The following is a 20,486-nucleotide window of genomic DNA, read 5'->3' on the forward strand; positions in this document are numbered from 1 at the left end:
ATCTTATGAACACCTTCGACAAACACGACTTAAGCGGCTTCGTTGGCAAACACCTTGTTTATACCTACGACAACGGCTGGAACTACGAGATTTACGTCAAAAATGAGACGACCCTGGATTACCGTATTCACAGCGGTCTGGTGGCAAACCGTTGGGTGAAAGATCAGCAGGCTTACATCGTGCGGGTAGGGGAGAGCATCTATAAAATTTCCTGGACCGAGCCAACCGGTACCGACGTCAGCCTGATTGTGAACCTGGGCGACAAACTGTTCCACGGCACCATCTTCTTCCCGCGCTGGGTCATGAACAACCCGGAAAAAACCGTCTGCTTCCAGAACGATCATATTCCACTGATGAACAGCTACCGTGATGCGGGCCCGGCGTATCCAACGGAAGTGATTGATGAATTTGCCACTATCACCTTTGTACGTGACTGCGGCGCCAATAACGAAAGCGTGATCGCCTGTGCGGCCAGTGAATTACCGAAAAACTTTCCAGATAACCTGTAATAAGCGCGACAATTAACTAAAAAGAAAAGTTCCCGGCTATTTCATATTATTTTGAAATGGCCGGGATTTTTTTTGTTTGTTGATGTATGGTTTAAATGATCCCATTTCAAAATGTTGCGGAAGATCACATCAAAAATATTTAATATTAAATTAACTTGTTGTTTTTCAATTGGCTGCTAGTTGTCTTATAGCGTTGTAAACGCTGTCTTAATTTTTCCCTAAGGAAAGAGAGATACTTTGATATAAGTTTATGGTTCGTTGAAATAAACGGGCCAGCATTTGGTTAATATCAAAAACGTGCCATTTTGATTGCAAGGAAATTAATAATGAGTGATTTTCTGCCTTTTTCGCGACCGTCGATGGGCGCTGAGGAAATTGCGGCGCTTCAGGACGTTTTGATGTCGGGCTGGATCACCACAGGGCCTAAGAATCAGGAACTTGAAGAGGCATTCTGTCAACTTACCGGGAATCAGCATGCGATTGCCGTCTGTTCCGCCACCGCGGGCATGCACGTTACGCTGATGGCGCTGGATATTGGCCCGGGCGATGAAGTCATTACTCCTTCCCAGACCTGGGTGTCCACGCTGAATATGATCGTATTGCTGGGCGCCACGCCAGTCATGATTGATGTGGATAAAGACACATTAATGGTGACGCCAGAAGCCGTTGAAGCCGCCATTACCCCGCGCACTAAAGCCATTATTCCCGTTCACTATGCCGGCGCGCCGTGTGAAATCGACGCTATCCATGCCATCGGTGAACGTCACGGTATTCCGGTGATTGAAGATGCGGCTCATGCCGCCGGAACGTACTACAAAAACCGTCACGTGGGCTGGAAAGGAACGGCAATTTTCTCCTTCCACGCCATTAAAAACATGACCTGTGCGGAAGGCGGCCTGGTGGTCACCGATAACGCGCAGCTGGCACAGCGGATCCGCAGTCTGAAATTCCATGGCCTGGGCGTAGACGCCTATGATCGCCAGACGCACGGCCGCGCGCCGCAGGCGGAAGTGATCGCGCCGGGCTATAAATACAACCTGGCGGACATCAACGCCGCGCTGGCGCTGGTGCAGTTAGGCAAACTGAAAGAGGCCAACAAACGCCGCCAGGAAATCGCTGAACGCTACCTGCTGGAGCTTGCCGATACGCCGTTCCAGCCGCTCACTATTCCGTCATGGCCGCACGTGCACGCCTGGCACCTGTTTATTATTCGCGTTGATGAAGCGCGCTGCGGGATCTCACGCGACAACCTGATGGCGGCGCTGAAAGAGAAAGGCATCGGTACCGGCCTCCATTTCCGCGCGGCCCACACGCAAAAATACTACCGCGAGCGTTTTCCTGATGTATCGCTCCCGAATTCTGAATGGAATAGCGCGCGTATTTGTTCTCTCCCTCTTTTCCCGGACATGACTCATGACGACACAACCCGCGTCATTACCGCACTCCATCAGCTTGCAGGACATTGATATGTTCAGTGCACCGCCTGTACAAAAAGTATCCGTGGTAATCCCGGTTTATAACGAGCAGGAGAGCCTGCCCGAACTGATCCGCCGTACAACGGCCGCCTGTGACACGATGGGCAAGGCCTACGAAATTCTGCTGGTGGATGATGGCAGTAGCGATAATTCCGCGCTGATGCTGACCGAAGCCGCGCAGGCTGAAGGCAGCCACATCGTAGCCGTGCTGCTCAACCGTAACTACGGCCAGCACTCGGCGATTATGGCGGGGTTTAGCCACGTCACGGGCGATCTGATCATCACCCTGGACGCGGACCTGCAAAACCCGCCGGAAGAGATCCCACGCCTGGTGGCCAAAGCCGACGAAGGCTATGACGTGGTCGGCACGGTACGTCAGAACCGTCAGGACAGCCTGTTCCGTAAACTGGCCTCGCGTACCATCAACCGTCTGATCCAGCGCACGACCGGTAAAGCGATGGGCGATTACGGCTGCATGCTGCGCGCCTACCGCCGCCATATCGTCGACGCCATGCTGCATTGCCACGAGCGCAGCACCTTCATTCCCATTCTGGCGAATACCTTTGCCCGTAAGGCAACGGAAATCCCGGTTCTGCACGCCGAGCGCGAGCACGGGGAATCGAAGTACAGCTTTATGCGTCTCATCAACCTGATGTATGACCTCATCACCTGCCTGACCACCACGCCGCTGCGTCTGCTGAGCGTGTTCGGCAGCATTATTGCGCTGGCGGGCTTTGCGATTTCTGTCCTGCTGGTGGTACTGCGCCTGGTCTTTGGCCCGCAGTGGGCGGCGGAAGGGGTCTTTATGCTCTTTGCCGTGCTGTTTATGTTCATCGGCGCCCAGTTTGTCGGGATGGGTCTCCTCGGTGAATACATTGGCCGTATCTATAACGATGTTCGCGCGCGTCCGCGCTACTTTATTCAACGTGTTGTCCGTCAGGAACACAAAGCATCTCAAGAGGAAATTCACCCATGAAAGCTGTTGTATTTGCCTATCACGATATGGGGTGCACGGGCACGCTGGCCCTGCTGGAAGCGGGCTATGACATTGCGGCAATCTTTACCCATCCGGACGCGGCTGGAGAAAACAACTTTTTCGGCTCCGTGGCGCGTATCGCCGCCGAGCGCGGTATCCCGGTTTATGCGCCGGACGACGTTAACCACCCGCTGTGGGTGGAGCGCATCCGCGCCCTCGCGCCTGACGTGATTTTCTCGTTCTACTATCGCAACCTGCTCTCTGACGAGATCTTAGGCCTGGCCGCAAAAGGCGCCTTTAATCTTCACGGTTCTCTGCTGCCTGCCTACCGTGGCCGCGCCCCGCTGAACTGGGTGCTGGTGAACGGTGAAACGGAAACGGGCGTGACGCTGCACCGCATGGTGCGCCGTGCGGATGCGGGCGCTATCGTGGCACAGCAGAAGGTCGCTATTGATGCGGACGACACCGCGCTGCAGCTGCATCAGAAGCTGAACGCGACGGCACAGACGCTGCTGCGTGATGCCCTCCCTGCCATCCTTAACGGCACCTTCAGCGAAACCGCACAGGACGAGAGCAAGGCAAGTTGCTTTGGCCGCCGCGCGCCGGAAGATGGTCGTCTGGACTGGAACAAACCGGCCCGCCAGCTGCACAACCTGGTGCGCGCCGTAACCGATCCGTGGCCGGGCGCCTACAGCTTTGCGGGCGTAAGCAAATTCATCGTCTGGAAATCCCGCGTGCGTGACGACATTCCGGCGGCAAAACCGGGCACCGTCGTCTCCGTCTCCCCGCTGATTGTGAGCTGCGGCGAGCAGGCACTGGAGATCGTTACCGGACAAACCGACAACGGCCTGTACATTCAGGGCACACAGCTGGCGCAGTCTCTGGGCCTGGTGGCCGGGGCGCTGATCACCAGCGCACCGGTTGTTGCCATCAAACGCCGCACCCGCGTGCTGATCCTCGGCGTGAACGGTTTTATCGGTAACCACCTGACCGAACGTCTGCTTAAGGACGATAACTACGAGATTTACGGTCTGGATATCGGCGCGGATGCGATCAGCCGCTTCCTGGACAACCCGCGCTTCCACTTCGTGGAAGGGGACATCAGCATCCATTCCGAGTGGATTGAATACCACATTAAAAAATGCGACGTGGTGCTGCCGCTGGTCGCTATTGCCACGCCAATCGAGTACACCCGTAACCCGCTGCGCGTGTTCGAGCTGGACTTCGAAGAGAACCTGAAGATCATCCGCGACTGCGTGAAATACGACAAGCGCATCATCTTCCCGTCCACCTCTGAAGTGTACGGCATGTGTACCGATAAGAACTTCGATGAAGACACCTCCAACCTGGTGGTCGGGCCGATCAACAAACAGCGCTGGATTTACTCCGTCTCCAAACAGCTGCTGGACCGCGTGATTTGGGCCTACGGTGAGAAAGAGGGCCTGCGCTTTACCCTGTTCCGTCCGTTCAACTGGATGGGGCCACGTCTGGACAACCTGAACGCGGCGCGTATCGGCAGCTCCCGTGCGATAACCCAACTGATCCTGAACCTGGTGGAAGGCTCCCCAATTAAGCTTATCGAAGGCGGGAAACAGAAACGCTGCTTTACGGATATCAGCGACGGTATCGAAGCGCTGTTCCGCATCATCGAAAACAAAGATAACCGCTGCAACGGTGAAATCATCAACATCGGCAACCCGGACAACGAAGCGAGCATTCGCGAGCTGGCCGAGATGCTGCTGGCCAGCTTTGAGCGTCATCCGCTGCGCGATAAATTCCCGCCGTTTGCCGGCTTCCGCGAAGTGGAAAGCAGCAGCTACTACGGTAAAGGGTATCAGGACGTTGAGCACCGTAAGCCAAGCATTCGCAATGCGAAGCGCTGCCTGAACTGGACGCCGACCGTGAAGATGGAACAGACCATTGATGAGACGCTTGATTTCTTCCTGCGCACCGTGGAGCTGTCGGAACAGGTCTCATGAAAAAAGTCGGTTTACGCATTGATGTCGACACCTTCAGGGGAACGCGTGACGGCGTACCCAAACTGCTGGAACTGCTGAGCAAGCACGGTGTGCGCGCCAGCATTTTCTTCAGCGTGGGGCCTGACAACATGGGACGCCATTTATGGCGTCTGGTTAAACCGGCATTTCTGTACAAAATGCTGCGCTCGCGCGCAGCATCCCTCTACGGTTGGGATATTTTGCTGGCCGGCACCGCCTGGCCCGGCAGACGCATCGGCGCGGGTAATGAAGCGGTTATCCGCGAGGCGGCGCAGCATCATGAGGTGGGTCTGCACGCCTGGGATCACCATGCCTGGCAAGCCTGGGCGGGCGTCTGGGATATCCCGCGCCTGTCTCGTGAGGTCGAGCGTGGGATGCTGGAGCTGGAGGCCATTATCGGTCAGCCCGTGCGCTGCTCCGCCGTGGCGGGATGGCGTGCGGATCAGCGTGTCGTGAAGGCCAAAGAGGCCTTCGCGTTTCGCTACAACAGCGATTGCCGCGGAACCGGGCCCTTTTTGCCGCTGTTAGGCGAAAATCGCTACGGTACGGTGCAAATTCCGGTCACGCTTCCCACCTGGGATGAAGTGGTCGGACGCGAGGTTAAGGCGGATGAGTTCAATCGCTACATTCTGGACCGCATTCATCGTGACGCCGGTACGCCGGTGTATACCATCCATGCCGAAGTGGAAGGGATTGCGTATCAGCATGATTTCGACGAACTGCTGACGATGGCCGCTCAGGAGGGCATCGAATTCTGCCCGTTGAGCGAGCTGCTGCCAGACGACCTCAGCACCCTGCCCGTGGGCAAAGTTGTCCGTAATGAACTGGCTGGCCGGGAAGGCTGGCTTGGTTATCAACAAACCGTGAGTCCGGTCCCATGAAAACAGCCCGTTATGGCTTAGCGCTTCTCGCACTGTTTATCGTTTACTACCTCATTCCGGTCGATATCCGCCTGCTTTGGCAGCCTGATGAAACGCGCTATGCGGAAATCAGCCGCGAAATGCTGGCCTCCGGAGATTGGGTTGTCCCGCATTTTCTGGGGCTGCGTTACTTTGAAAAGCCAATTGCTGGCTACTGGATCAACAGCATCGGGCAGATGCTGTTCGGGCACACGAACCTCGCCGTGCGCGCCGGGTCCATCTTCTCCACCGGTTTAGCCGCGCTGCTGGTTATCTGGATGGCCTGGCGTCTCTGGCGGGATAAGCGGACAGCCATTTTCTCCGGCCTGATCTTCCTGACCCTGTTCCTGGTGTATGGCATCGGCACGTATGCGGTGCTGGATCCTATCATCACCCTGTGGCTGGTGGCGGCGATGTGCAGCTTCTGGCTGGCGTCACAGGCCCAAACCGTTGCCGGAAAAGCGGGCGGCTATGTGCTGCTTGGGCTGGCCTGCGGGATGGGGGTGATGACCAAAGGCTTCCTGGCACTGGCGGTACCGGTGATTGGCGTGCTGCCGTGGGTGATCGCCCAGAAGCGCTGGAAAGAGGTGCTGATTTTTGGCTGGCTCGCGATCCTGAGCTGCGTGCTGATTGTTCTGCCATGGGGGCTGGCCATTGCGCAGCGTGAGCCTGACTTCTGGCGTTACTTCTTCTGGGTGGAGCATATTCAGCGTTTCGCCCAGAGCGACGCGCAGCACAAAGCCCCGTTCTGGTACTACATACCGTTCCTGATTGCGGGTAGCCTGCCGTGGCTGGCTCTGCTGCCCGGCGCGTTTCGTCTCGGCTGGAATGACCGACAAAACGCGTGTGGCGGGTTCTATCTGCTGGGATGGGTGGTGATGCCGCTGCTGTTCTTCAGCATCGCCAAAGGCAAGTTGCCGACCTACATCCTGCCGTGCTTTGCCCCGCTGGCGATCCTGATGGCACGCTATGCCTGCCTCGCGGCGGAGAAAGGCGCCAGAGCGTTGCGCATTAACGGCGGGATTAACCTGGCGTTTGGCGTTATCGGCGTGGTGGCGGCGCTGGTGGTCTCCCCGTGGGGACTGTCTAAGCATCCGGTCTGGACCTCGGTCGAACTGTATAAAGTGTTCTGCGCGGTGGTCGCGTTCCTCATCTGGGCCGCGGTAGGCTGGTTTACGTTCAGGCAGAGTCAGCAGCGCTGGTGGCTGGCGGCGTTCTGCCCGGCGGGCCTGACGCTGCTGATTGGTTTCGCCATTCCTAACCTGGTGGTGGATTCCAAACAGCCGCAGTCGCTGGTCGACACCGTGCGCGAGCCGCTTCAGGACAGCCGTTACGTGCTGGCCAATAACGTGGGCGTGGCCGCTGGCCTGGCGTGGGAGCTGAAGCGCAATGACATCACGCTGTATGGTCAGAGTGGCGAACTGCGCTACGGGCTGGATTATCCTGATGTGAAAGATCGTTTTGTCGGTAAAGATGACTTCGCGCAGTGGCTGGCAGAGCACCGTCAGCAGGGACGCGTATCGCTGGTTATCCTGCTGTCAAAACGCGATGACCTTTCGCGGGCTAATCTGCCAGAACCGGACAGCCTGTATATCCAGGGCCGTCTGGCCTACCTGCAGTATCTGCCGAAGTGATGACCTGGATCTGGCTGGTACTGGCAAGCCTGCTCAGCTGTGCAGGACAGCTGTGCCAGAAACAGGCTACCCGTCCGGCGAAAGCCGGGCGGCGTGGCGTGCATATCGCGCTGTGGCTTGGCCTGGCTCTGCTGGCGCTGGGCAGCGGGATGCTGGTCTGGCTGGTGGTGCTGCAGCGCCTGCCTGTCGGCATTGCCTACCCTATGCTGAGCCTCAATTTTGTCTGGGTGACGCTGGCGGCGAAGGTATTCTGGCGTGAAACCGTCGCATCGCATCACTGGCTGGGGGTAGGGTTGATCATCATTGGGATTGTTATCCTGGGAGGAAGCCTGTGAAAGGGGCGTTCTGGGCCTTATGCAGCGTGCTGTTAGTCAGCGCCGCGCAGCTGTTGCTGCGCAGTGCGATGCAGGCACTGCCGCCGGTCAGCGATGTTCTGGCGCTTATTTCCGCGCTGTGGCACTTCTCATCCGGCACGGGGGCGCTGCTGCTGGGGTTGATGGGATATGTGGCCTCGATGGGCTGCTGGTACCTGGCGCTGCATCGCATGGCGCTCAGCAAAGCGTATGCCTTGCTGAGTCTTAGCTATATCCTGGTGTGGGGCGCTGCGATCCTGCTGCCGGGCTGGGGAGAAAGCTTCTCCTGGCACGGGCTGGTCGGCGTCGTGTTTATTATGTTGGGTGTACTGGTGATTTTCCTGCCCCGACGTGGATAATCGACTCGTTGGTCAGGGTATAAGGGGTCGATGTGCAGACGGCAAGGCTCAGCGAGCCGACCTGTAGCTGACTGACCGCGTGTGTCTGCGCAGTGCTGTCGATGCTGACAATCTGCCAGGCACTGCCGCCACGCTGTTTCACAATCGCTTCTTTCCGTGTCCAGATACGCCAGAACGCAGAAAGCCGTTCCTCGGGCGCTTCACGCTCCAGCTCATCATGCTCTGTCACGCTGAATACCGCATTAGCCAGCGCCTGCCAGTTCTTCCTTGGACGAATCACTTCGATATCACAGCCGACTTCGCCTTCATCGCTCATCAGTAAGGCGATATCGTCACCGCTGTGGCTCAGGTTAAACCACAGTGGATGCCCCTTCGCAAAGGCTGGTTTCCCCTGCTCACCGTAAATGATGTCGGGGAGCGGGTGAGGGGATAACGCTCTGGCGAGCAGCATCCTCCCGGCCAGCCAGGAGGCATGTCGGGCACCCTGAGGTGCCCTGTCTGCGAGCGTTGACGCCAGCGGGTCCGCGCTAAGGGTGGAGATCTTTCCCAGTACAAACTGGTACATAGTTACGCCCAGCGTTTAATGATAATCGAGGTGTTGATGCCGCCAAACGCGAAGTTATTGCTCTGCAGATACTCGCAATCGATCTGGCGGGCTTCCCCCATAATATAATCTAAAGCACCGCATTGCTCATCCGGGTGCGTTAAATTGAGCGTCGGGGCAAACCAGCCTTCACGCATCATCTGTAAACTCATCCATGCTTCCAGCGCGCCGCAGGCTCCGAGCGTGTGGCCAAAATAGCTCTTCAGCGATGAAATCGGCACGTTGTCACCATAGATAGCGGCAGTGGCCTGGCTTTCAGCAATATCACCGCGATCGGTGGCAGTACCGTGTGCGGATATATACCCCATATCCAGGGCGCTTAATCCCGCCATGGCCAGCGACTGCTCCATACAAATCTGCATGGTTTCACGCTGAGGCTGGGTGATATGGGCCGCATCACAGTTAGTGGCAAAGCCCACGATTTCGCCGTAGATAGTGGCTCCGCGCGCTTTGGCATGCTCCAGCTCTTCGAGTATCAGGGTGCCCGCGCCTTCCCCAATCACCAGACCATCGCGCTGCGTATCAAATGGCGAAGGGGTGGTTTTGGGTTCATCGTTACGCTGGCTGGTGGCAAACAGCGTGTCAAACACCGCCGCTTCAGACGGGCACAGCTCCTCAGCGCCCCCCGCAACCATAACGGTCTGATAGCCGTGGCGAATCGCCTCCCAGGCGTAGCCAATTGCCTGGCTGCCGGACGTACAGGCGCTTGAGGTCGGGATGACGCGGCCACGTAATCCGAAGAACAGTCCGGTATTCACCGCGGTGGTGTGCGGCATCATCTGCACGTAGGTTGTGCCGGTGATGTTATTGGTGTGCTTTTCGGTGAGCATAGTGGCGAATTCGCTGACGGGCCCGGTACTGCCTGTGGATGAGCCATACGCGATACCCGTTTGCCCATTGGTGAGCACCGTCTCGCCAATCAGCCCCGCCTGCTCCAGCGCCAGCTCGGTGGCGCGGGTCGACATCAGCGACACCCGGCCCATGGCGCGGATCCGTTTGCGGGTATAATGTTCCGGCAGCGTGAAGTCATCAATCGGCGCGCCCAGCAGGGTGTGCAGGCCATCATAGACCTGCCACTCCGGCATTTTTCGCACCGCATTTTCATACGCCAGCAGTCTGCTGGACACGGATTGCCAGTTTTCGCCAAAGGCGGTCACGCCGCCCATGCCCGTTATCACCACGCGACGCGTCATAGCATTCCTCCGTTAATGGAAATGACCTGGCGGGTGACGTAGCCCGCAATATCTGACATCAGATAGCTTGCCAGCCCGGCGACCTCCTCAGCCTGGCCCATGCGTTTCATTGGAATGATGGACATCGCTTCTTTCAGCGCGGCCTCTTCCATTTCAATCATTCCGGTATCAATCAGCCCCGGCGCAATGCAGTTCACGGTGATTTTGCGTTTTGCCAGCTCAATCGCCAGCGCTTTGGTGGCACCGATAATGCCCGCTTTTGCCGCGCTGTAGTTCACCTGCCCGCGGTTACCCATCACGCCGGAAACGGACGATAGGGTGATAATGCGTCCCCCTTTACGGGTGCCAATCATCGGCATAATGCAGGGGTGAATGACGTTATAAAAACTGTCGAGATTGGTGTGGATCACGCTGTCCCAGTCGTCTTCACTCAATGCCGGAAAGGCGCCATCGCGGGTGATACCCGCGTTGCTGACCACGCCATACCATGCGCCATGGGCTTCAATGTCCTGTTCCAGCACCTCGCGGCACTGTTCGCGGTTGCCCACATCAAACGAGAGTAAACGGCCGTTGCCGCCCGCCTGCGTGATGGCGTCCAGCGTCTCCTGCGCGCCTGCGGCATCACGATGGTAATGCACGCCTACGGTAAACCCGTCGGCGGCAAGCTGGCGGGCGATGGCGCGCCCTATGCCTTTGCTGGCCCCGGTGACCAGTACGGAACGACTCATGCGTTAGATCCCTGATTAAAAAGCGAGGTTAATTCTTCTGCGCTTGGCTGGAAGGTGTTGACCCGGCCCGTGGCCAGCGTCTCTTCATTAGCAGAAATTGCGCATTCAAAACTGCCGAAGCGTTCGTCCTGCATCAGCAGCTTAACGGTGATGTCCAGCGTCAAGCCTGCGGCGAAACGCCCGCTGGCGCAGATCAGTTCACGCGCGCCGAGCACCATGCCCAGCGCAATATGCTCCTGCCCCTGCTGCTGGCGATGCCAGCCGGACCAGACGCCGACGGTCTGCGCCATCAGCTCGAGCGCGTACCAGCCCGGCAGGTCGCCATCGGCATTAAGAAATGGTGCCAGCACGCTTTGCCTATCTATCGCGACGCGGCATACCGCCATGTCGTCCGTCACATTCTCAACGGACTCCAGCAACATCATGGGCGCATCGTGCGGCAAATAGGCTTCGGGTGATAAGTAGCTCATGACGCTCTCCCCAGCAGAATGCTGGCGTTGTTGCCGCCAAACGCGAACGAGTTAGACAGAATGACCGGCTTTGTCAGCGCGGTGCGCTGGTGCAGCAGACCGCACGGCGCCAGCGTGTCGTCCGGTGCGTAGCGGGTGAAGTCCTGCGGCGGTAAGGGCAGATCGCGCGTCAGAATCAGCCAGCTCAGGGCCGCTTCGGTGATACCGGCAGCGCCCAGCGTATGGCCGGTAAGGTGTTTGGTAGAACTACAGGGCACGCTTTCCCCAAAGAGATCGTGTACCACCTGCGATTCAATCTGATCGTTAAGCGGCGTGGCCGTGCCGTGCAGGTTGATGTAGCCGATATCCTCCGGCTGCATACCCGCTTCGTTGAGCGCCTGCGTGATGGCCCTGATCGCCCCTTCGCCCTGCGGATGCGGAGCGGAGATATGGTACGCATCGCTGGATTCCCCCGTACCGAGCAGCGCCACGTCCGCGGGCTCACGGCTAAGCACCATCAGCGCGGCGGCTTCACCGATGGTGATCCCCCGACGGTCGCGACCAAAAGGCTCGCAGAGCGTAGGGGAGAAGGATTCAAGGCTGTTAAACCCGTTGACGGGCATCCGGCTCAGGGTATCTGCTCCGCCAACAATGGCGATGTCCACCAGCCCGGCTTCAATCAGACGTTTGCCGCCGATCATCGCCCGCGCGCTGGAAGAGCAGGCTGTCGAGATCGTATAGGCCGGGCCTTCGAGCTGAAGCCAGTTGGCGAGGAAGCGGGACGGATCGCCGAGCTCCTGCTGCGGGTACTGCCAGTGCGTGCTCGCTTCGCCATGGGTCATGCGCTGCACGTGCTCATCGCCTTCATCCAGCCCAGAGGTGCTGGTCCCCAGCACCACGGCCACCCGATCGCGGCCGACGCGGGCGATAGCCTCGTCGACGGTCGACTGAATCTGCGCCAGCGCGGCCAGTAGAAGCTGGTTGTTGCGGGTGCGGTGTGCGGACAGCGTTTCCGGGATGGGCGGCAGTTCGCCTTCCACACCGCCCAGCACGGCATCGGGTGAATCCTGTAACCAGCCGGTTCGGGCATGCATACCCGGCGCTACGCCCGTCATCAGGTTAGCAGCGATTTCATCATGCGAGTTGCCCAGCGCGTTGACTATGCCAACAGCGGAAATATAAATCATCTCAGTCACCCAGATATTGAATGGTGATGTGGTATTTAAAAACGTGTTGCTCGATGCTGATCGGCTCGCGCTTGCCTTTACGCTGCAGATAGACAATCTCCGTCACCAGCTTGCCGCTGGCGTTATGCAGTTCGCGCCGATCGCCCGTGTCAGTCAGCGTCCAGCCCTTCGGCAACTGCGGCTGCCAGGCGCTAATCGGCCAGTGGCTGAGCATCACGTCGGCCAGCACCTGGCTGGCGGGCGGCAACTGCGGCACAACGATCGACTGCTCGGTATGAATACCGGTCTCATCGTACGTCGCCAGGAACAGACGAATGCCCACGGAAGAGAGCCCGGCCAGCGTCACTTTATGCGCATCCGCGTTGAGCATCACCAGCAGGGACTGCGTTTGCCCGTTAAAGCTGCCGGTCAGCAGCTGCTGAGAGCTTACCGCCGGGCTAATGCCGGGCGGCGGGAGCGTAACGCGGGTTCCCGGCTGGAGCCAGGCCTGGGGACGCGTCTCTTGGGTATCGGACGAATGGCTGCAGCCTGCCAGCAGCAGCGCCGCAGCCAGCGCGGCGGCGCGGTAAAAAGCGTTCATTTACGTTTTCTCTCTTTCTTATCCGGCATCGCCAGCGGCGCCAGCAGGAAGGCGGTAAAAATACCGCTCACCAGCACGATACCAAAGCTGCTAATGGCCTGCGTGGCGCTGAAGACGAGCATGCCCAGCGTCATCAGCGTGGTCATCATCGCCAGCGTAATCGCCAGCATCGAGGTCAGCGGCGTGCCGCGCGGGTTGCTGAAAAACAGCGTGTAGTTAATGCCAATGCCGAGCACCAGCACCAGCGCCAGCAGTGAAAACAGGTTTACCGGGTGGCCCGTTGCGGCCAGTACCGCCAGCCCGCAGCTCAGCGACAGCACGGACGGCACCAGGCTTATCAGCCCCTTACGCCAGCCGAGGCGCAGCATCGCCCCGCAGGCAATCACCGCCAGCGCGGCAAACAGAAGCCCCGTCAGCAGCGTGCGGTAGAGGGCAAACAGGGTGTCAAAACTGGCTTTGCGATCGACCCAGACGACACCGTCATGGCGCGCGGCCAGCTCGCCGAGGGCCGCGCTGTTTTTTGCGCCGTCCACCGGTACGAGCACGCCGCTTTGACCGTCGGGCAGGGTCAGCCAGAGCAGACGCCAGCCTTCGCTGGCCGGGCTTTTAAGCCACGCGTCCACGCTGACCGGCATGGCGTCCAGATTCGGGGAGACGGCGTTGAGCCCTGCGCTTTTCAGCACGTTCGTTACTGCAGGCGCGGCGTTTTGCAGCAGCGTAAGATCGCTTTTCTGACGGGCCAGCGAGTTCAGCGGCAGGGTGCGCCAGCGGGTAATTTCTCCCGCTTTCTGCGCCTCTGCCAGCGCCGGGGTAAAGGCTTCCAGCCGCTCCAGTGTTTGCTGAGGCGAAGCGCCATGAACCACAAACCATTTCTGATCCACGCTCTGTCCGGTCAGGGCGGTAATGGCCTTCTCCTGCGCCAGAATATCTTTCGGCAGCGCCTGCAGCTGGGCGATGTCGTCGTCCACCTTCAGCGTGCTTATTCCCACGGCGGAGAGCAGCGCCAGCGCGACGGGAAGACCAATTGACAGTTTTTTACTGCGTCGCCAGGCGGCCAGCCAGCGCAGCATCAGGACCATAAAGGGAACCGGGCGCACCGGTAACCCGCGGCACAACCACGGATGCCAGAAAATCACCGTCAGGCAGGAGGCGCTGAGTCCCACGGCAGCGAACACCGCCATCTGGCGGATCCCGGGGAAGGGGGCCAGCATCATAATCAGGTAGGCGGCGACGGTCGTCAGCAGCGCCAGCAGCAGCGCATTGCGAACTTTGGCCAGGCTTTGCCAGGGAGTATGCTCCGCGCCGTGTACCATCCGTTCAGTCAGGTAGTAAAGCGTGTAGTCTGCCGAAATTCCGATGATGCTCATGCTCATCACCAGCGTCATCAGGTGCAGCTCGCCAAAGAGCAGCAGCGTCACCACCGTCCCCGCCAGCGCGCCGATGGCAATGGAGAGCACGCTCAGCAGCAGCGGGCGCAGAGAGCGGAACACCGCCACGATGAGCAGGAACACGCCAAGCAGGGTGGCGATACCCAGCGTCGAAACATCACGTTTGGCCTGCTGGCTGGCGTAATCGCTGTAGAACATGGTCCCGCGGGAAAGCAGCTGTGCCTGAGGGTAGCGGGCTTTCAGCGTCTCCTGCAGCGCGTTAAGCGTCGTCACGAGCCGGTGGGTCTGCTGCATATCAAATGATGAGCCCGCCAGCTCGCCGTGGAGCAGATACCAGTAGTTTCCCGCCTCATCTTTTGCGACCAGCCAGCCGTCCATCAGCCGCAGCTTCTGGCCGTTTTGCGCCAGAGCGAGCTGCGAGCCGCGCATCAGCATCAGGGGATCGTTTTGCAGCTCTTTACCGCTGACGCCGGAAAAGGCCGAATAGAGCTGAGATAAAATCCACTGTGCCTGCGCTTCTCCGCCGTTTTGCAGGCGGCCGCGGGTGGCGGGGTCAATCAGGCCATTTCGGTGCTGCCAGAAGAACTCTCCCCAGGCCTTTTGCCCGGCGGCGTCCATCGGGCCTTTGACCTCGCTGAGCGAATCAGTGCTTTGCAGCAGCGCCAGCCACTGCTGTGCCACGCGCGGATCCGGCTCTTTGCCGGGGCTGACCAGCCAGACCAGCTGGCGGTCGAGACGCTGCATAAACCCGTCGTTGAGCGCCGGCGGGATCGCCCCCAGCGTCTGCTTCGGCAGCATGGCCAGCACGCTGCTGTTCAGTCGCGCGCCGGGCAGCAGCGACAGCAACACGCCCAGCAGAATCAGGCATAGCGTGGCCCACAGCAGCGCCGGGCGCAGGGATTTACGGTGCGGCAAAGCGTTGGCGTTCGTCATCGGTCAGGCTGGCGGGCGTCAGTTGGTGGCGAGAAAGGGCGATATCGGTACGGTCGCCCTGTTTGTCGTTGAGGCGAATCGTTTCCAGATAGGTCGCGCCGCCCAGATCGAGGGTGGCGAAAATCTTGTCCAGCGGCGTCGTTTTTGGCGTAAGCACCAGCGACCAGCGGCCCGCTCCCAAGTCCTTAAAATCGATGCGGAAGTTCTCTTCCAGCACCTTACGGTCGGCCTGGAACAGGGCGCGCAGAAGATGGTTGAACTGGAACATTTGCGGATTATTGTCGGCAGTGATGGTTTGCGGCGGCTGGCCGTTAATCGCCTGCACCATCCGCTTGTCGTCCAGCAGGAGCGTCATCGGAAACGGCGCTTTTTGATCCCACAGCAGGCCGCTGTCGCGGGCGATCAGCATTTCGCCCTGCGAGCGCAGCGGCTGCGGCATATCTTTTATCGTGCGAACCTGTTCGAAATGCGCGCGCACCACGGGCTGCTCGGTGAAGCGCTGCTGCAGCTCATCCAGCGTCACGGCACTGACCAGCGGGCTGACGATCAGCGCCAGTAAAGGCAACCATTTCATGGTGTTACTCCCATACGTTCAAACAGTATTGCCGGGCTCACAAAGCACATTTCGCGGGTCGCTTCTTCCACCGCCACCTGAATGGTGTAACCGGTGGTCGTGCGTTTGCCGGTCTGCGCATCGAAAATTTGATAGGCAATGCGCAGGCGGTTTTCATACTCTTCAATGTGCGCGCGGACGCGAATACGCTGCTCAAAGGTCACCGCATCGCGGTATTTCACCCGGGTGTCGACGACGGGCCAGACGTAGCCGGAGGCCTTCATCTGGCGATAGCCATAATCAAACTGATTGAGCAGCGCCTCGCGGGCGATCTCAAAGTAGCGGAAATAGTTACCGTGCCAGACCACGCCCATCATATCGACGTCGTGGAACGGAACGGTGATCTCGACTTCAGTCGTAAAGCGGGGATCGGTCAGCACCCTTTACTCCTTCTCACTGGACTCTGGCAGATGCCAGAAATCGAAAAAATTAAACCAGTCGAGCGGCGACATGAGGGCGTAATGTTCCAGCCGCTGCGCATAGTGATCGACGGTATCTTGCAGTGCCTGCTGGCGTTCACCGCGCGGCAGGCGCAGCGGGTCGGCAAACGGCTCGCAGTGCAGGACGAGCTTACCCTGCTGGCGCAGGGCGAAAATCAGCACCACCGGGCAGCGGAGGATGGAGGCCAGGATAAACGGCCCCTGTGGGAACGGTGCAGGCTGGCCCATGAATCGGCTCCAGATCACGCGCCATTCGCCGCCGCGCTGCGGATTCACCGCGATGCGATCCCCCACAATCGCGACCCATTCACCGCGCTCAAGCTTCTCTTTGATGGCAATGGCGGTATCCGGGCCGATGTCGGTGACCGACATCAAATTCACGCCAGCTTCGGGCGCCATTTCGCTCATGATTTGCTTAAAGCGCTGGGCGTTCTCGCTGAAAACCAGGGCGTTGATGATTTTACTGCCTTCCAGCTGAGCCAGGGCCCGGCAGGCCTCTACGTCGCCAAGGTGCGAGGCCAGCAGCAGTTTGCCCTGTGGAGCCGCGATGTTTAACGCTTCGCTCGCGCCGGGGGCAAAGACAATATCGCGATGAAGCTTCAGCTCGCCGCGCCAACTGGCGACTTTATCCAGCATCGCGTTGCCGAAGCGCATGAAATGGAAAAAGCTGTTAAGCCGTGAGGGAACAGGCATGCTCCGCTGACGCAGTTCTTGCTTCACTCTCGCCATCCACTGCCGCGAGGCCTGCCGCGCCGGACGCGCGATAAGCCAGTACACGCCGATAACCGGCCACAACAGCACGGTAAAGGCCCGCCGACCCAGCCGTTCCCAGACGCGCAGCATCAGGCGCATCCCCCACAGACCCTTGACCTCGTCCTGCTGCGCCCAGTGCTGGCGGCGTCGACGGAAAAGCAGGCCGGGCATGCGGGGCAGCATGCCGAAGAAGAGCCGGGTATGCATCAGGGAGATCCGCACGTTATCTTTTAGCGCGTCGAAGTGGGACAAACCGTCCTGCGGATAGGTCACGCGCGTGGGCAGAAAGACGCTGGTGTTGCCCTGCCAGTAGAGACGAACCATCACTTCGGTGTCAAAGTCCATCCGCTTGCCGAGCGGTTCGCGCGCTGCCAGCCGCAGCGTGGGTGAAACCGGATAGACCCGAAATCCGCACATGCTGTCTTTAAGCTGCAGCGATAAGGTTTCAATCCACACCCAAACGTGGGTGATCCAGCGCCCGTAAAGTCGGGAGCGCGGAATAGAGTCATCGTAAATGGGCTGGCCGGAAATCAGCGCGTCCGGGTGGCGCTCCGCCAGCGCCAGCAGTTTGGGGATATCCTCAATGGCGTGTTGGCCGTCCGCATCCACCTGCACGGCGTGGGTGTAGCCCGTCCGCGCGCACTCCTCCAGCCCTCTGATGACCGCGGCACCTTTTCCTGCGTTTTGCGCCAGACGAACCAGCGTCATCTGCGGCTGCTCCGCCGCCAGGCGCTCAAGCTCCCGACGGGTGACTGCGTCGCTGCCGTCATCCACTACCATGCACGGCAGGCCGAACGGCGCGAGACGTGACAGCACGCGGGCAATCATCGCGCCGTGGTTGTAGCACGGGATCAGCACGCAGGGACGAAAGATTACTGACATAGACGAATTTTCCCGCTGCTGGCGGTGTGGCGCTCAGCCCCGGCATGGCGTTGATAGCTGAAGGTCAGCATCTGACGTTCGGCATGCCACTCAAGCATCAGCGTCACCGTGGTTTCCGGCAGCAGTGGTGCCTGAAACTTCACGTTTTGAATGCTGTGAAAGCGATAGCCCGGTGCCAGTAACGTCGTGGCGTAGTGCATCACCCAGTCAAGCTGCGCAACGCCGGGCAGCAGTGGTTGTACGGCGAAATGGCCCTGAAACCAGAACAGCGTTGCGTCGAGATGCAAAACGATCTCCAGCTTCTCCGGCTGTGTCTGGTGGCGCTCAATTTCATGAATTTTCATGAAATAACTCCTCTAACTGCGCATAGACACGCTTGTTCATACTGTTTACCGGCATTTCATCAACTATGCGCCAGTAGCGCGGCACCGCGACAGGTTCAAGCCACGGCAGCAGGGCGCGACGCCAGGCGAACTCCTGCGCTTTTTTATCCTGCACATACCCGCGCTGACGGGCCGTTTCATCCAGAACCAGCAGGGCGCCAATCCCCTGACGACCCCCGCGCGTGACCGGCAGTGCGGCCGCTTCGCAAATACCGTCGAGCTCCAGCAGGCGGCGTTCGATCTCGTTAAGCGAGATGCGTTTTTCTTCAATTTTGACCACCCGCCCGCGGCGACCGGCGATGCTGAAAAGCCCCTCGCTGTCGAAGTGCAGGATATCGTCGAGCTGGAGCCCTTCTGGCTCATGGATCAGTGGCGACGTAACGCGACAGGCGTGATCTTCCTGATGGAAGATCACGCCGGGGAACGGTAGCCAGGGCACGTTATCCTCCTGACGATGGCGCCAGGCGAGGATCCCGGTTTCGGTACTGCCATAAATTTCATCTGGCCAAAGGTTAAGCCAGCCGGAGGTGGTCGAGACGTCACGCCAGGGCAGCATTCCACCTGCTGAAATCAGCATCCTGAGGGGCGGCGCGGCAAGCTCGGTATCCAGGCGCTTCAGGAACGCCGGGCTGCTGATGAACAGGTATTGCCTGTCAGGAGGCAGGGCGGCCAGTTGTTCTGCGTAATAGAGCATCGCGGCATGCAGCGGCAGGCCCAGCGCCATCGGCAAGACGATACGGAATGTCAGGCCATACAGATGTTGCGGTACGACCGAGGCCACAATGCTGCATCCGGCCAGACGCTCACCAAAGCGGTTAGCCAGCAGGCGGGCTTCGCGATCCAGACTGACGATGTGCTTAACCACCCGGCGCGGCGTGCCCGTGGAGCCTGAGGTGAACAGTTCAACGAAGCGGTTTTCGTCAATGGCCGGCAGAGGCACCCAGTGGCTGGCTGTCTGGTGGCTGGAGGCCACCACAATCTGTTTCCCATGAAAACCAAGAGTTCGATCGCTCAGAACGCCGCTAAACAAAGATTGCTGTTCTTCAAGCTGCGAGACGCGGCTATGGCCGGGAATGACCGGTGTTTTACCGGCGTGCAGCGAGGCCAGCAGCGCAACAATAAACAGGTAGCTGTTTTCAAAGCACAGCGCCCAGCGCTCGCCTTCCTGCTGACGCAGGGTCTCGACCAGTAAGGTTACATCGTGGCGCAACTGGCCCAGCGTCCAGGTACGATCGTCGAGCCAGGCAACAGGCGTGTCGTCAGGGCGCGGCGCATTTAACCACTGGCCCAGCGGAAGGGGGTTAGTCATTGTGCATCTCTTTTTTTATCACCCGCTGGCGCACCAGCCACTCTGCTGCCATCAGCATCCCCATCAGGATGTAAGCCACCATACCGTTCCATAGCGTCCACAGATGCATGTCGCCGTGGAGGACGGTAAACAGCGCCATCGTGCCGTTGCCGACGAAAAAACCGCACCAGACGAGGGTCACCTTACGGGTATAGCGCACGCCCTCCGGGGGCAAGTTTGGCTCGCGCAAGCGCGCCAGTCGTTCTACAAGCGGCATCGCTGTCCACAGCGAACCGCCAAACACGGCCAGCATGACAAGGTTGACGACCACCGGGTAGAGCAGCAGCCACTGGTGGGCTTTCAGCAGGTAGCTTGCCGTGCAGAGGGCGATCCCCGCCAGCGCCACGCACTGCACCACATACCGCATCGGGCTTGTGTTCCGCTGCGCCTGACGCAGCCGCAGCAGTAACACCAGAGCCATCACGGGTAATAGCCACTGCAGGCTGTTATGCGCCAGCCCAAATCCAACCAGGAAGGGCCACGCCAGCAGCATCAACCCCGTCAGAAGTGGGATGATCGGGAATGTCCGTCCGCCGCGCACGACGTCTTACTCTTCGCGCAGAAGCTGTTCGACGGCGTCTACCACATCCTGAACGGTACGAACCGATTTGAAGGTTTCCGGCTTGATTTTCTTGCCCGTTTTCTTCTGCAGATGAACAATCATGTCCACCGCATCAATGCTGTCCAGCTCCAGGTCTTCGTAAAGACGGGCTTCAGGGGTAATATCCTGCGGGTCGATTTCAAACAGTCGGGTCAGAAGGCCACAGACTTCCTGATAAATGGTTTCTTGTTCGGTCATCGTG

General features: G+C 59.3%; 22 protein-coding genes. 8 read left to right on the forward strand and 14 right to left on the reverse strand.

Annotation, left to right across the window (positions count from 1 at the left end; translation table 11 throughout):
- Nucleotides 1-5 precede the first annotated feature (5 nt).
- The 8 genes from ACMGGE_RS18095 (at nucleotide 6) to arnF (ending at nucleotide 8,202) form a co-directional block, all read left to right on the forward strand.
- Nucleotides 6-509 carry a phenolic acid decarboxylase gene (locus tag ACMGGE_RS18095; RefSeq protein ID WP_008503103.1) on the forward strand — a complete coding sequence of 168 codons (504 nt, stop codon included), beginning with the start codon at nucleotides 6-8 and terminating at the stop codon, nucleotides 507-509.
- Nucleotides 510-835: 326 nt separating this feature from the next.
- Nucleotides 836-1,975: a UDP-4-amino-4-deoxy-L-arabinose aminotransferase gene (gene arnB / locus ACMGGE_RS18100; RefSeq protein WP_045909042.1), complete on the forward strand. Its 1,140-nt coding sequence runs from the start codon at nucleotides 836-838 to the stop codon at nucleotides 1,973-1,975.
- 1 nt (nucleotide 1,976) lies between these two features.
- Entirely contained in the window at nucleotides 1,977-2,960 is a 984-nt protein-coding gene (gene arnC / locus ACMGGE_RS18105) for an undecaprenyl-phosphate 4-deoxy-4-formamido-L-arabinose transferase (RefSeq protein WP_032644605.1), read from the forward strand.
- The gene (gene arnA / locus ACMGGE_RS18110) at nucleotides 2,957-4,939 is read left to right on the forward strand and encodes a bifunctional UDP-4-amino-4-deoxy-L-arabinose formyltransferase/UDP-glucuronic acid oxidase ArnA (protein ID WP_420294014.1); all 1,983 of its coding nucleotides are present in this window, start codon (nucleotides 2,957-2,959) and stop codon (nucleotides 4,937-4,939) included. Before arnC ends, arnA begins: the two co-directional genes overlap by 4 nt.
- Nucleotides 4,936-5,838: a 4-deoxy-4-formamido-L-arabinose-phosphoundecaprenol deformylase gene (arnD, locus tag ACMGGE_RS18115; protein ID WP_045909039.1), complete on the forward strand. Its 903-nt coding sequence runs from the start codon at nucleotides 4,936-4,938 to the stop codon at nucleotides 5,836-5,838. The genes arnA and arnD overlap by 4 nt, the downstream gene beginning before the upstream one ends.
- On the forward strand, nucleotides 5,835-7,490 hold the full coding sequence (gene arnT, locus ACMGGE_RS18120; protein ID WP_420294015.1) for a lipid IV(A) 4-amino-4-deoxy-L-arabinosyltransferase: 1,656 nt from the start codon (nucleotides 5,835-5,837) through the stop codon (nucleotides 7,488-7,490). Before arnD ends, arnT begins: the two co-directional genes overlap by 4 nt.
- Nucleotides 7,490-7,825 carry a 4-amino-4-deoxy-L-arabinose-phosphoundecaprenol flippase subunit ArnE gene (gene arnE, locus ACMGGE_RS18125; protein ID WP_048226328.1) on the forward strand — a complete coding sequence of 112 codons (336 nt, stop codon included), beginning with the start codon at nucleotides 7,490-7,492 and terminating at the stop codon, nucleotides 7,823-7,825. Before arnT ends, arnE begins: the two co-directional genes overlap by 1 nt.
- On the forward strand, nucleotides 7,822-8,202 hold the full coding sequence (arnF, locus tag ACMGGE_RS18130) for a 4-amino-4-deoxy-L-arabinose-phosphoundecaprenol flippase subunit ArnF (protein WP_420294016.1): 381 nt from the start codon (nucleotides 7,822-7,824) through the stop codon (nucleotides 8,200-8,202). Before arnE ends, arnF begins: the two co-directional genes overlap by 4 nt.
- Here arnF and acpT read toward each other — a convergent pair.
- The 14 genes from acpT to ACMGGE_RS18200 are packed head-to-tail and all read right to left on the reverse strand — an operon-like array spanning nucleotide 8,159 to nucleotide 20,482.
- Entirely contained in the window at nucleotides 8,159-8,767 is a 609-nt protein-coding gene (gene acpT / locus ACMGGE_RS18135) for a 4'-phosphopantetheinyl transferase AcpT (RefSeq protein WP_420294017.1), read from the reverse strand. The two genes, arnF and acpT, sit on opposite strands and share 44 nt — an antisense overlap.
- A gap of 2 nt (nucleotides 8,768-8,769) precedes the next feature.
- Nucleotides 8,770-9,999 (reverse strand): beta-ketoacyl-ACP synthase, encoded by a 1,230-nt coding sequence (locus tag ACMGGE_RS18140; RefSeq protein WP_395299649.1) that lies wholly within the window; start codon nucleotides 9,997-9,999, stop codon nucleotides 8,770-8,772.
- On the reverse strand, nucleotides 9,996-10,727 hold the full coding sequence (locus tag ACMGGE_RS18145; protein WP_008503093.1) for a 3-ketoacyl-ACP reductase FabG2: 732 nt from the start codon (nucleotides 10,725-10,727) through the stop codon (nucleotides 9,996-9,998). Before ACMGGE_RS18145 ends, ACMGGE_RS18140 begins: the two co-directional genes overlap by 4 nt.
- Complete coding sequence (locus tag ACMGGE_RS18150) at nucleotides 10,724-11,197, reverse strand: 3-hydroxy-fatty acyl-ACP dehydratase (protein WP_008503092.1); 474 nt, start codon at nucleotides 11,195-11,197, stop codon at nucleotides 10,724-10,726. The genes ACMGGE_RS18145 and ACMGGE_RS18150 overlap by 4 nt, the downstream gene beginning before the upstream one ends.
- Entirely contained in the window at nucleotides 11,194-12,363 is a 1,170-nt protein-coding gene (locus ACMGGE_RS18155; protein WP_196353035.1) for a beta-ketoacyl-[acyl-carrier-protein] synthase family protein, read from the reverse strand. Before ACMGGE_RS18155 ends, ACMGGE_RS18150 begins: the two co-directional genes overlap by 4 nt.
- Before the next feature lies 1 nt (nucleotide 12,364).
- Nucleotides 12,365-12,943 (reverse strand): DUF3261 domain-containing protein, encoded by a 579-nt coding sequence (locus ACMGGE_RS18160; protein ID WP_420294018.1) that lies wholly within the window; start codon nucleotides 12,941-12,943, stop codon nucleotides 12,365-12,367.
- Nucleotides 12,940-15,264 carry an MMPL family transporter gene (locus tag ACMGGE_RS18165; RefSeq protein WP_196353034.1) on the reverse strand — a complete coding sequence of 775 codons (2,325 nt, stop codon included), beginning with the start codon at nucleotides 15,262-15,264 and terminating at the stop codon, nucleotides 12,940-12,942. The genes ACMGGE_RS18160 and ACMGGE_RS18165 overlap by 4 nt, the downstream gene beginning before the upstream one ends.
- The gene (locus ACMGGE_RS18170) at nucleotides 15,233-15,838 is read right to left on the reverse strand and encodes a LolA family protein (RefSeq protein WP_008503088.1); all 606 of its coding nucleotides are present in this window, start codon (nucleotides 15,836-15,838) and stop codon (nucleotides 15,233-15,235) included. Before ACMGGE_RS18170 ends, ACMGGE_RS18165 begins: the two co-directional genes overlap by 32 nt.
- Nucleotides 15,835-16,257 (reverse strand): acyl-CoA thioesterase, encoded by a 423-nt coding sequence (locus ACMGGE_RS18175; protein ID WP_008503087.1) that lies wholly within the window; start codon nucleotides 16,255-16,257, stop codon nucleotides 15,835-15,837. Before ACMGGE_RS18175 ends, ACMGGE_RS18170 begins: the two co-directional genes overlap by 4 nt.
- Nucleotides 16,258-16,260: 3 nt before the next feature.
- Nucleotides 16,261-17,952, reverse strand: coding sequence for a glycosyltransferase family 2 protein (locus ACMGGE_RS18180; RefSeq protein WP_045909029.1), 1,692 nt, complete (start codon nucleotides 17,950-17,952; stop codon nucleotides 16,261-16,263).
- On the reverse strand, nucleotides 17,943-18,296 hold the full coding sequence (locus ACMGGE_RS18185; protein ID WP_008503085.1) for a hydroxymyristoyl-ACP dehydratase: 354 nt from the start codon (nucleotides 18,294-18,296) through the stop codon (nucleotides 17,943-17,945). Before ACMGGE_RS18185 ends, ACMGGE_RS18180 begins: the two co-directional genes overlap by 10 nt.
- Nucleotides 18,283-19,644 (reverse strand): AMP-dependent synthetase, encoded by a 1,362-nt coding sequence (locus ACMGGE_RS18190; RefSeq protein WP_420294019.1) that lies wholly within the window; start codon nucleotides 19,642-19,644, stop codon nucleotides 18,283-18,285. Before ACMGGE_RS18190 ends, ACMGGE_RS18185 begins: the two co-directional genes overlap by 14 nt.
- Nucleotides 19,637-20,176, reverse strand: coding sequence for a hypothetical protein (locus ACMGGE_RS18195; protein WP_198925665.1), 540 nt, complete (start codon nucleotides 20,174-20,176; stop codon nucleotides 19,637-19,639). The genes ACMGGE_RS18190 and ACMGGE_RS18195 overlap by 8 nt, the downstream gene beginning before the upstream one ends.
- 54 nt (nucleotides 20,177-20,230) lie before the next feature.
- Nucleotides 20,231-20,482, reverse strand: a complete 252-nt coding sequence (locus tag ACMGGE_RS18200) for an acyl carrier protein (protein WP_008503082.1) — start codon at nucleotides 20,480-20,482, stop codon at nucleotides 20,231-20,233.
- Nucleotides 20,483-20,486 lie beyond the last annotated feature (4 nt).

Source organism: Enterobacter sp. BNK-22 (assembly GCF_048684805.1).
In the GTDB taxonomy this organism is placed as follows: Bacteria; Pseudomonadota; Gammaproteobacteria; order Enterobacterales; family Enterobacteriaceae; genus Enterobacter; species Enterobacter quasiroggenkampii.

Excerpts from the sequence above, each read along its gene's own strand:
- ACMGGE_RS18140 (WP_395299649.1), bottom strand. The coding sequence starts at position 9,999 with ATGACGCGTCGCGTGGTGATAACGGGCATGGGCGGCGTGACCGCCTTT.
- acpT (WP_420294017.1), bottom strand. The coding sequence starts at position 8,767 with ATGTACCAGTTTGTACTGGGAAAGATCTCCACCCTTAGCGCGGACCCG.
- ACMGGE_RS18160 (WP_420294018.1), bottom strand. The coding sequence starts at position 12,943 with ATGAACGCTTTTTACCGCGCCGCCGCGCTGGCTGCGGCGCTGCTGCTG.
- ACMGGE_RS18095 (WP_008503103.1), top strand. The coding sequence starts at position 6 with ATGAACACCTTCGACAAACACGACTTAAGCGGCTTCGTTGGCAAACAC.
- ACMGGE_RS18150 (WP_008503092.1), bottom strand. The coding sequence starts at position 11,197 with ATGAGCTACTTATCACCCGAAGCCTATTTGCCGCACGATGCGCCCATG.
- arnC (WP_032644605.1), top strand. The coding sequence starts at position 1,977 with ATGTTCAGTGCACCGCCTGTACAAAAAGTATCCGTGGTAATCCCGGTT.
- arnA (WP_420294014.1), top strand. The coding sequence starts at position 2,957 with ATGAAAGCTGTTGTATTTGCCTATCACGATATGGGGTGCACGGGCACG.
- ACMGGE_RS18190 (WP_420294019.1), bottom strand. The coding sequence starts at position 19,644 with ATGACTAACCCCCTTCCGCTGGGCCAGTGGTTAAATGCGCCGCGCCCT.
- arnT (WP_420294015.1), top strand. The coding sequence starts at position 5,835 with ATGAAAACAGCCCGTTATGGCTTAGCGCTTCTCGCACTGTTTATCGTT.
- ACMGGE_RS18195 (WP_198925665.1), bottom strand. The coding sequence starts at position 20,176 with ATGCTGCTGGCGTGGCCCTTCCTGGTTGGATTTGGGCTGGCGCATAAC.
- ACMGGE_RS18200 (WP_008503082.1), bottom strand. The coding sequence starts at position 20,482 with ATGACCGAACAAGAAACCATTTATCAGGAAGTCTGTGGCCTTCTGACC.
- arnE (WP_048226328.1), top strand. The coding sequence starts at position 7,490 with ATGACCTGGATCTGGCTGGTACTGGCAAGCCTGCTCAGCTGTGCAGGA.
- ACMGGE_RS18180 (WP_045909029.1), bottom strand. The coding sequence starts at position 17,952 with ATGTCAGTAATCTTTCGTCCCTGCGTGCTGATCCCGTGCTACAACCAC.
- ACMGGE_RS18170 (WP_008503088.1), bottom strand. The coding sequence starts at position 15,838 with ATGAAATGGTTGCCTTTACTGGCGCTGATCGTCAGCCCGCTGGTCAGT.
- ACMGGE_RS18185 (WP_008503085.1), bottom strand. The coding sequence starts at position 18,296 with ATGAAAATTCATGAAATTGAGCGCCACCAGACACAGCCGGAGAAGCTG.
- ACMGGE_RS18155 (WP_196353035.1), bottom strand. The coding sequence starts at position 12,363 with ATGATTTATATTTCCGCTGTTGGCATAGTCAACGCGCTGGGCAACTCG.
- arnB (WP_045909042.1), top strand. The coding sequence starts at position 836 with ATGAGTGATTTTCTGCCTTTTTCGCGACCGTCGATGGGCGCTGAGGAA.
- ACMGGE_RS18165 (WP_196353034.1), bottom strand. The coding sequence starts at position 15,264 with ATGACGAACGCCAACGCTTTGCCGCACCGTAAATCCCTGCGCCCGGCG.
- arnD (WP_045909039.1), top strand. The coding sequence starts at position 4,936 with ATGAAAAAAGTCGGTTTACGCATTGATGTCGACACCTTCAGGGGAACG.
- ACMGGE_RS18145 (WP_008503093.1), bottom strand. The coding sequence starts at position 10,727 with ATGAGTCGTTCCGTACTGGTCACCGGGGCCAGCAAAGGCATAGGGCGC.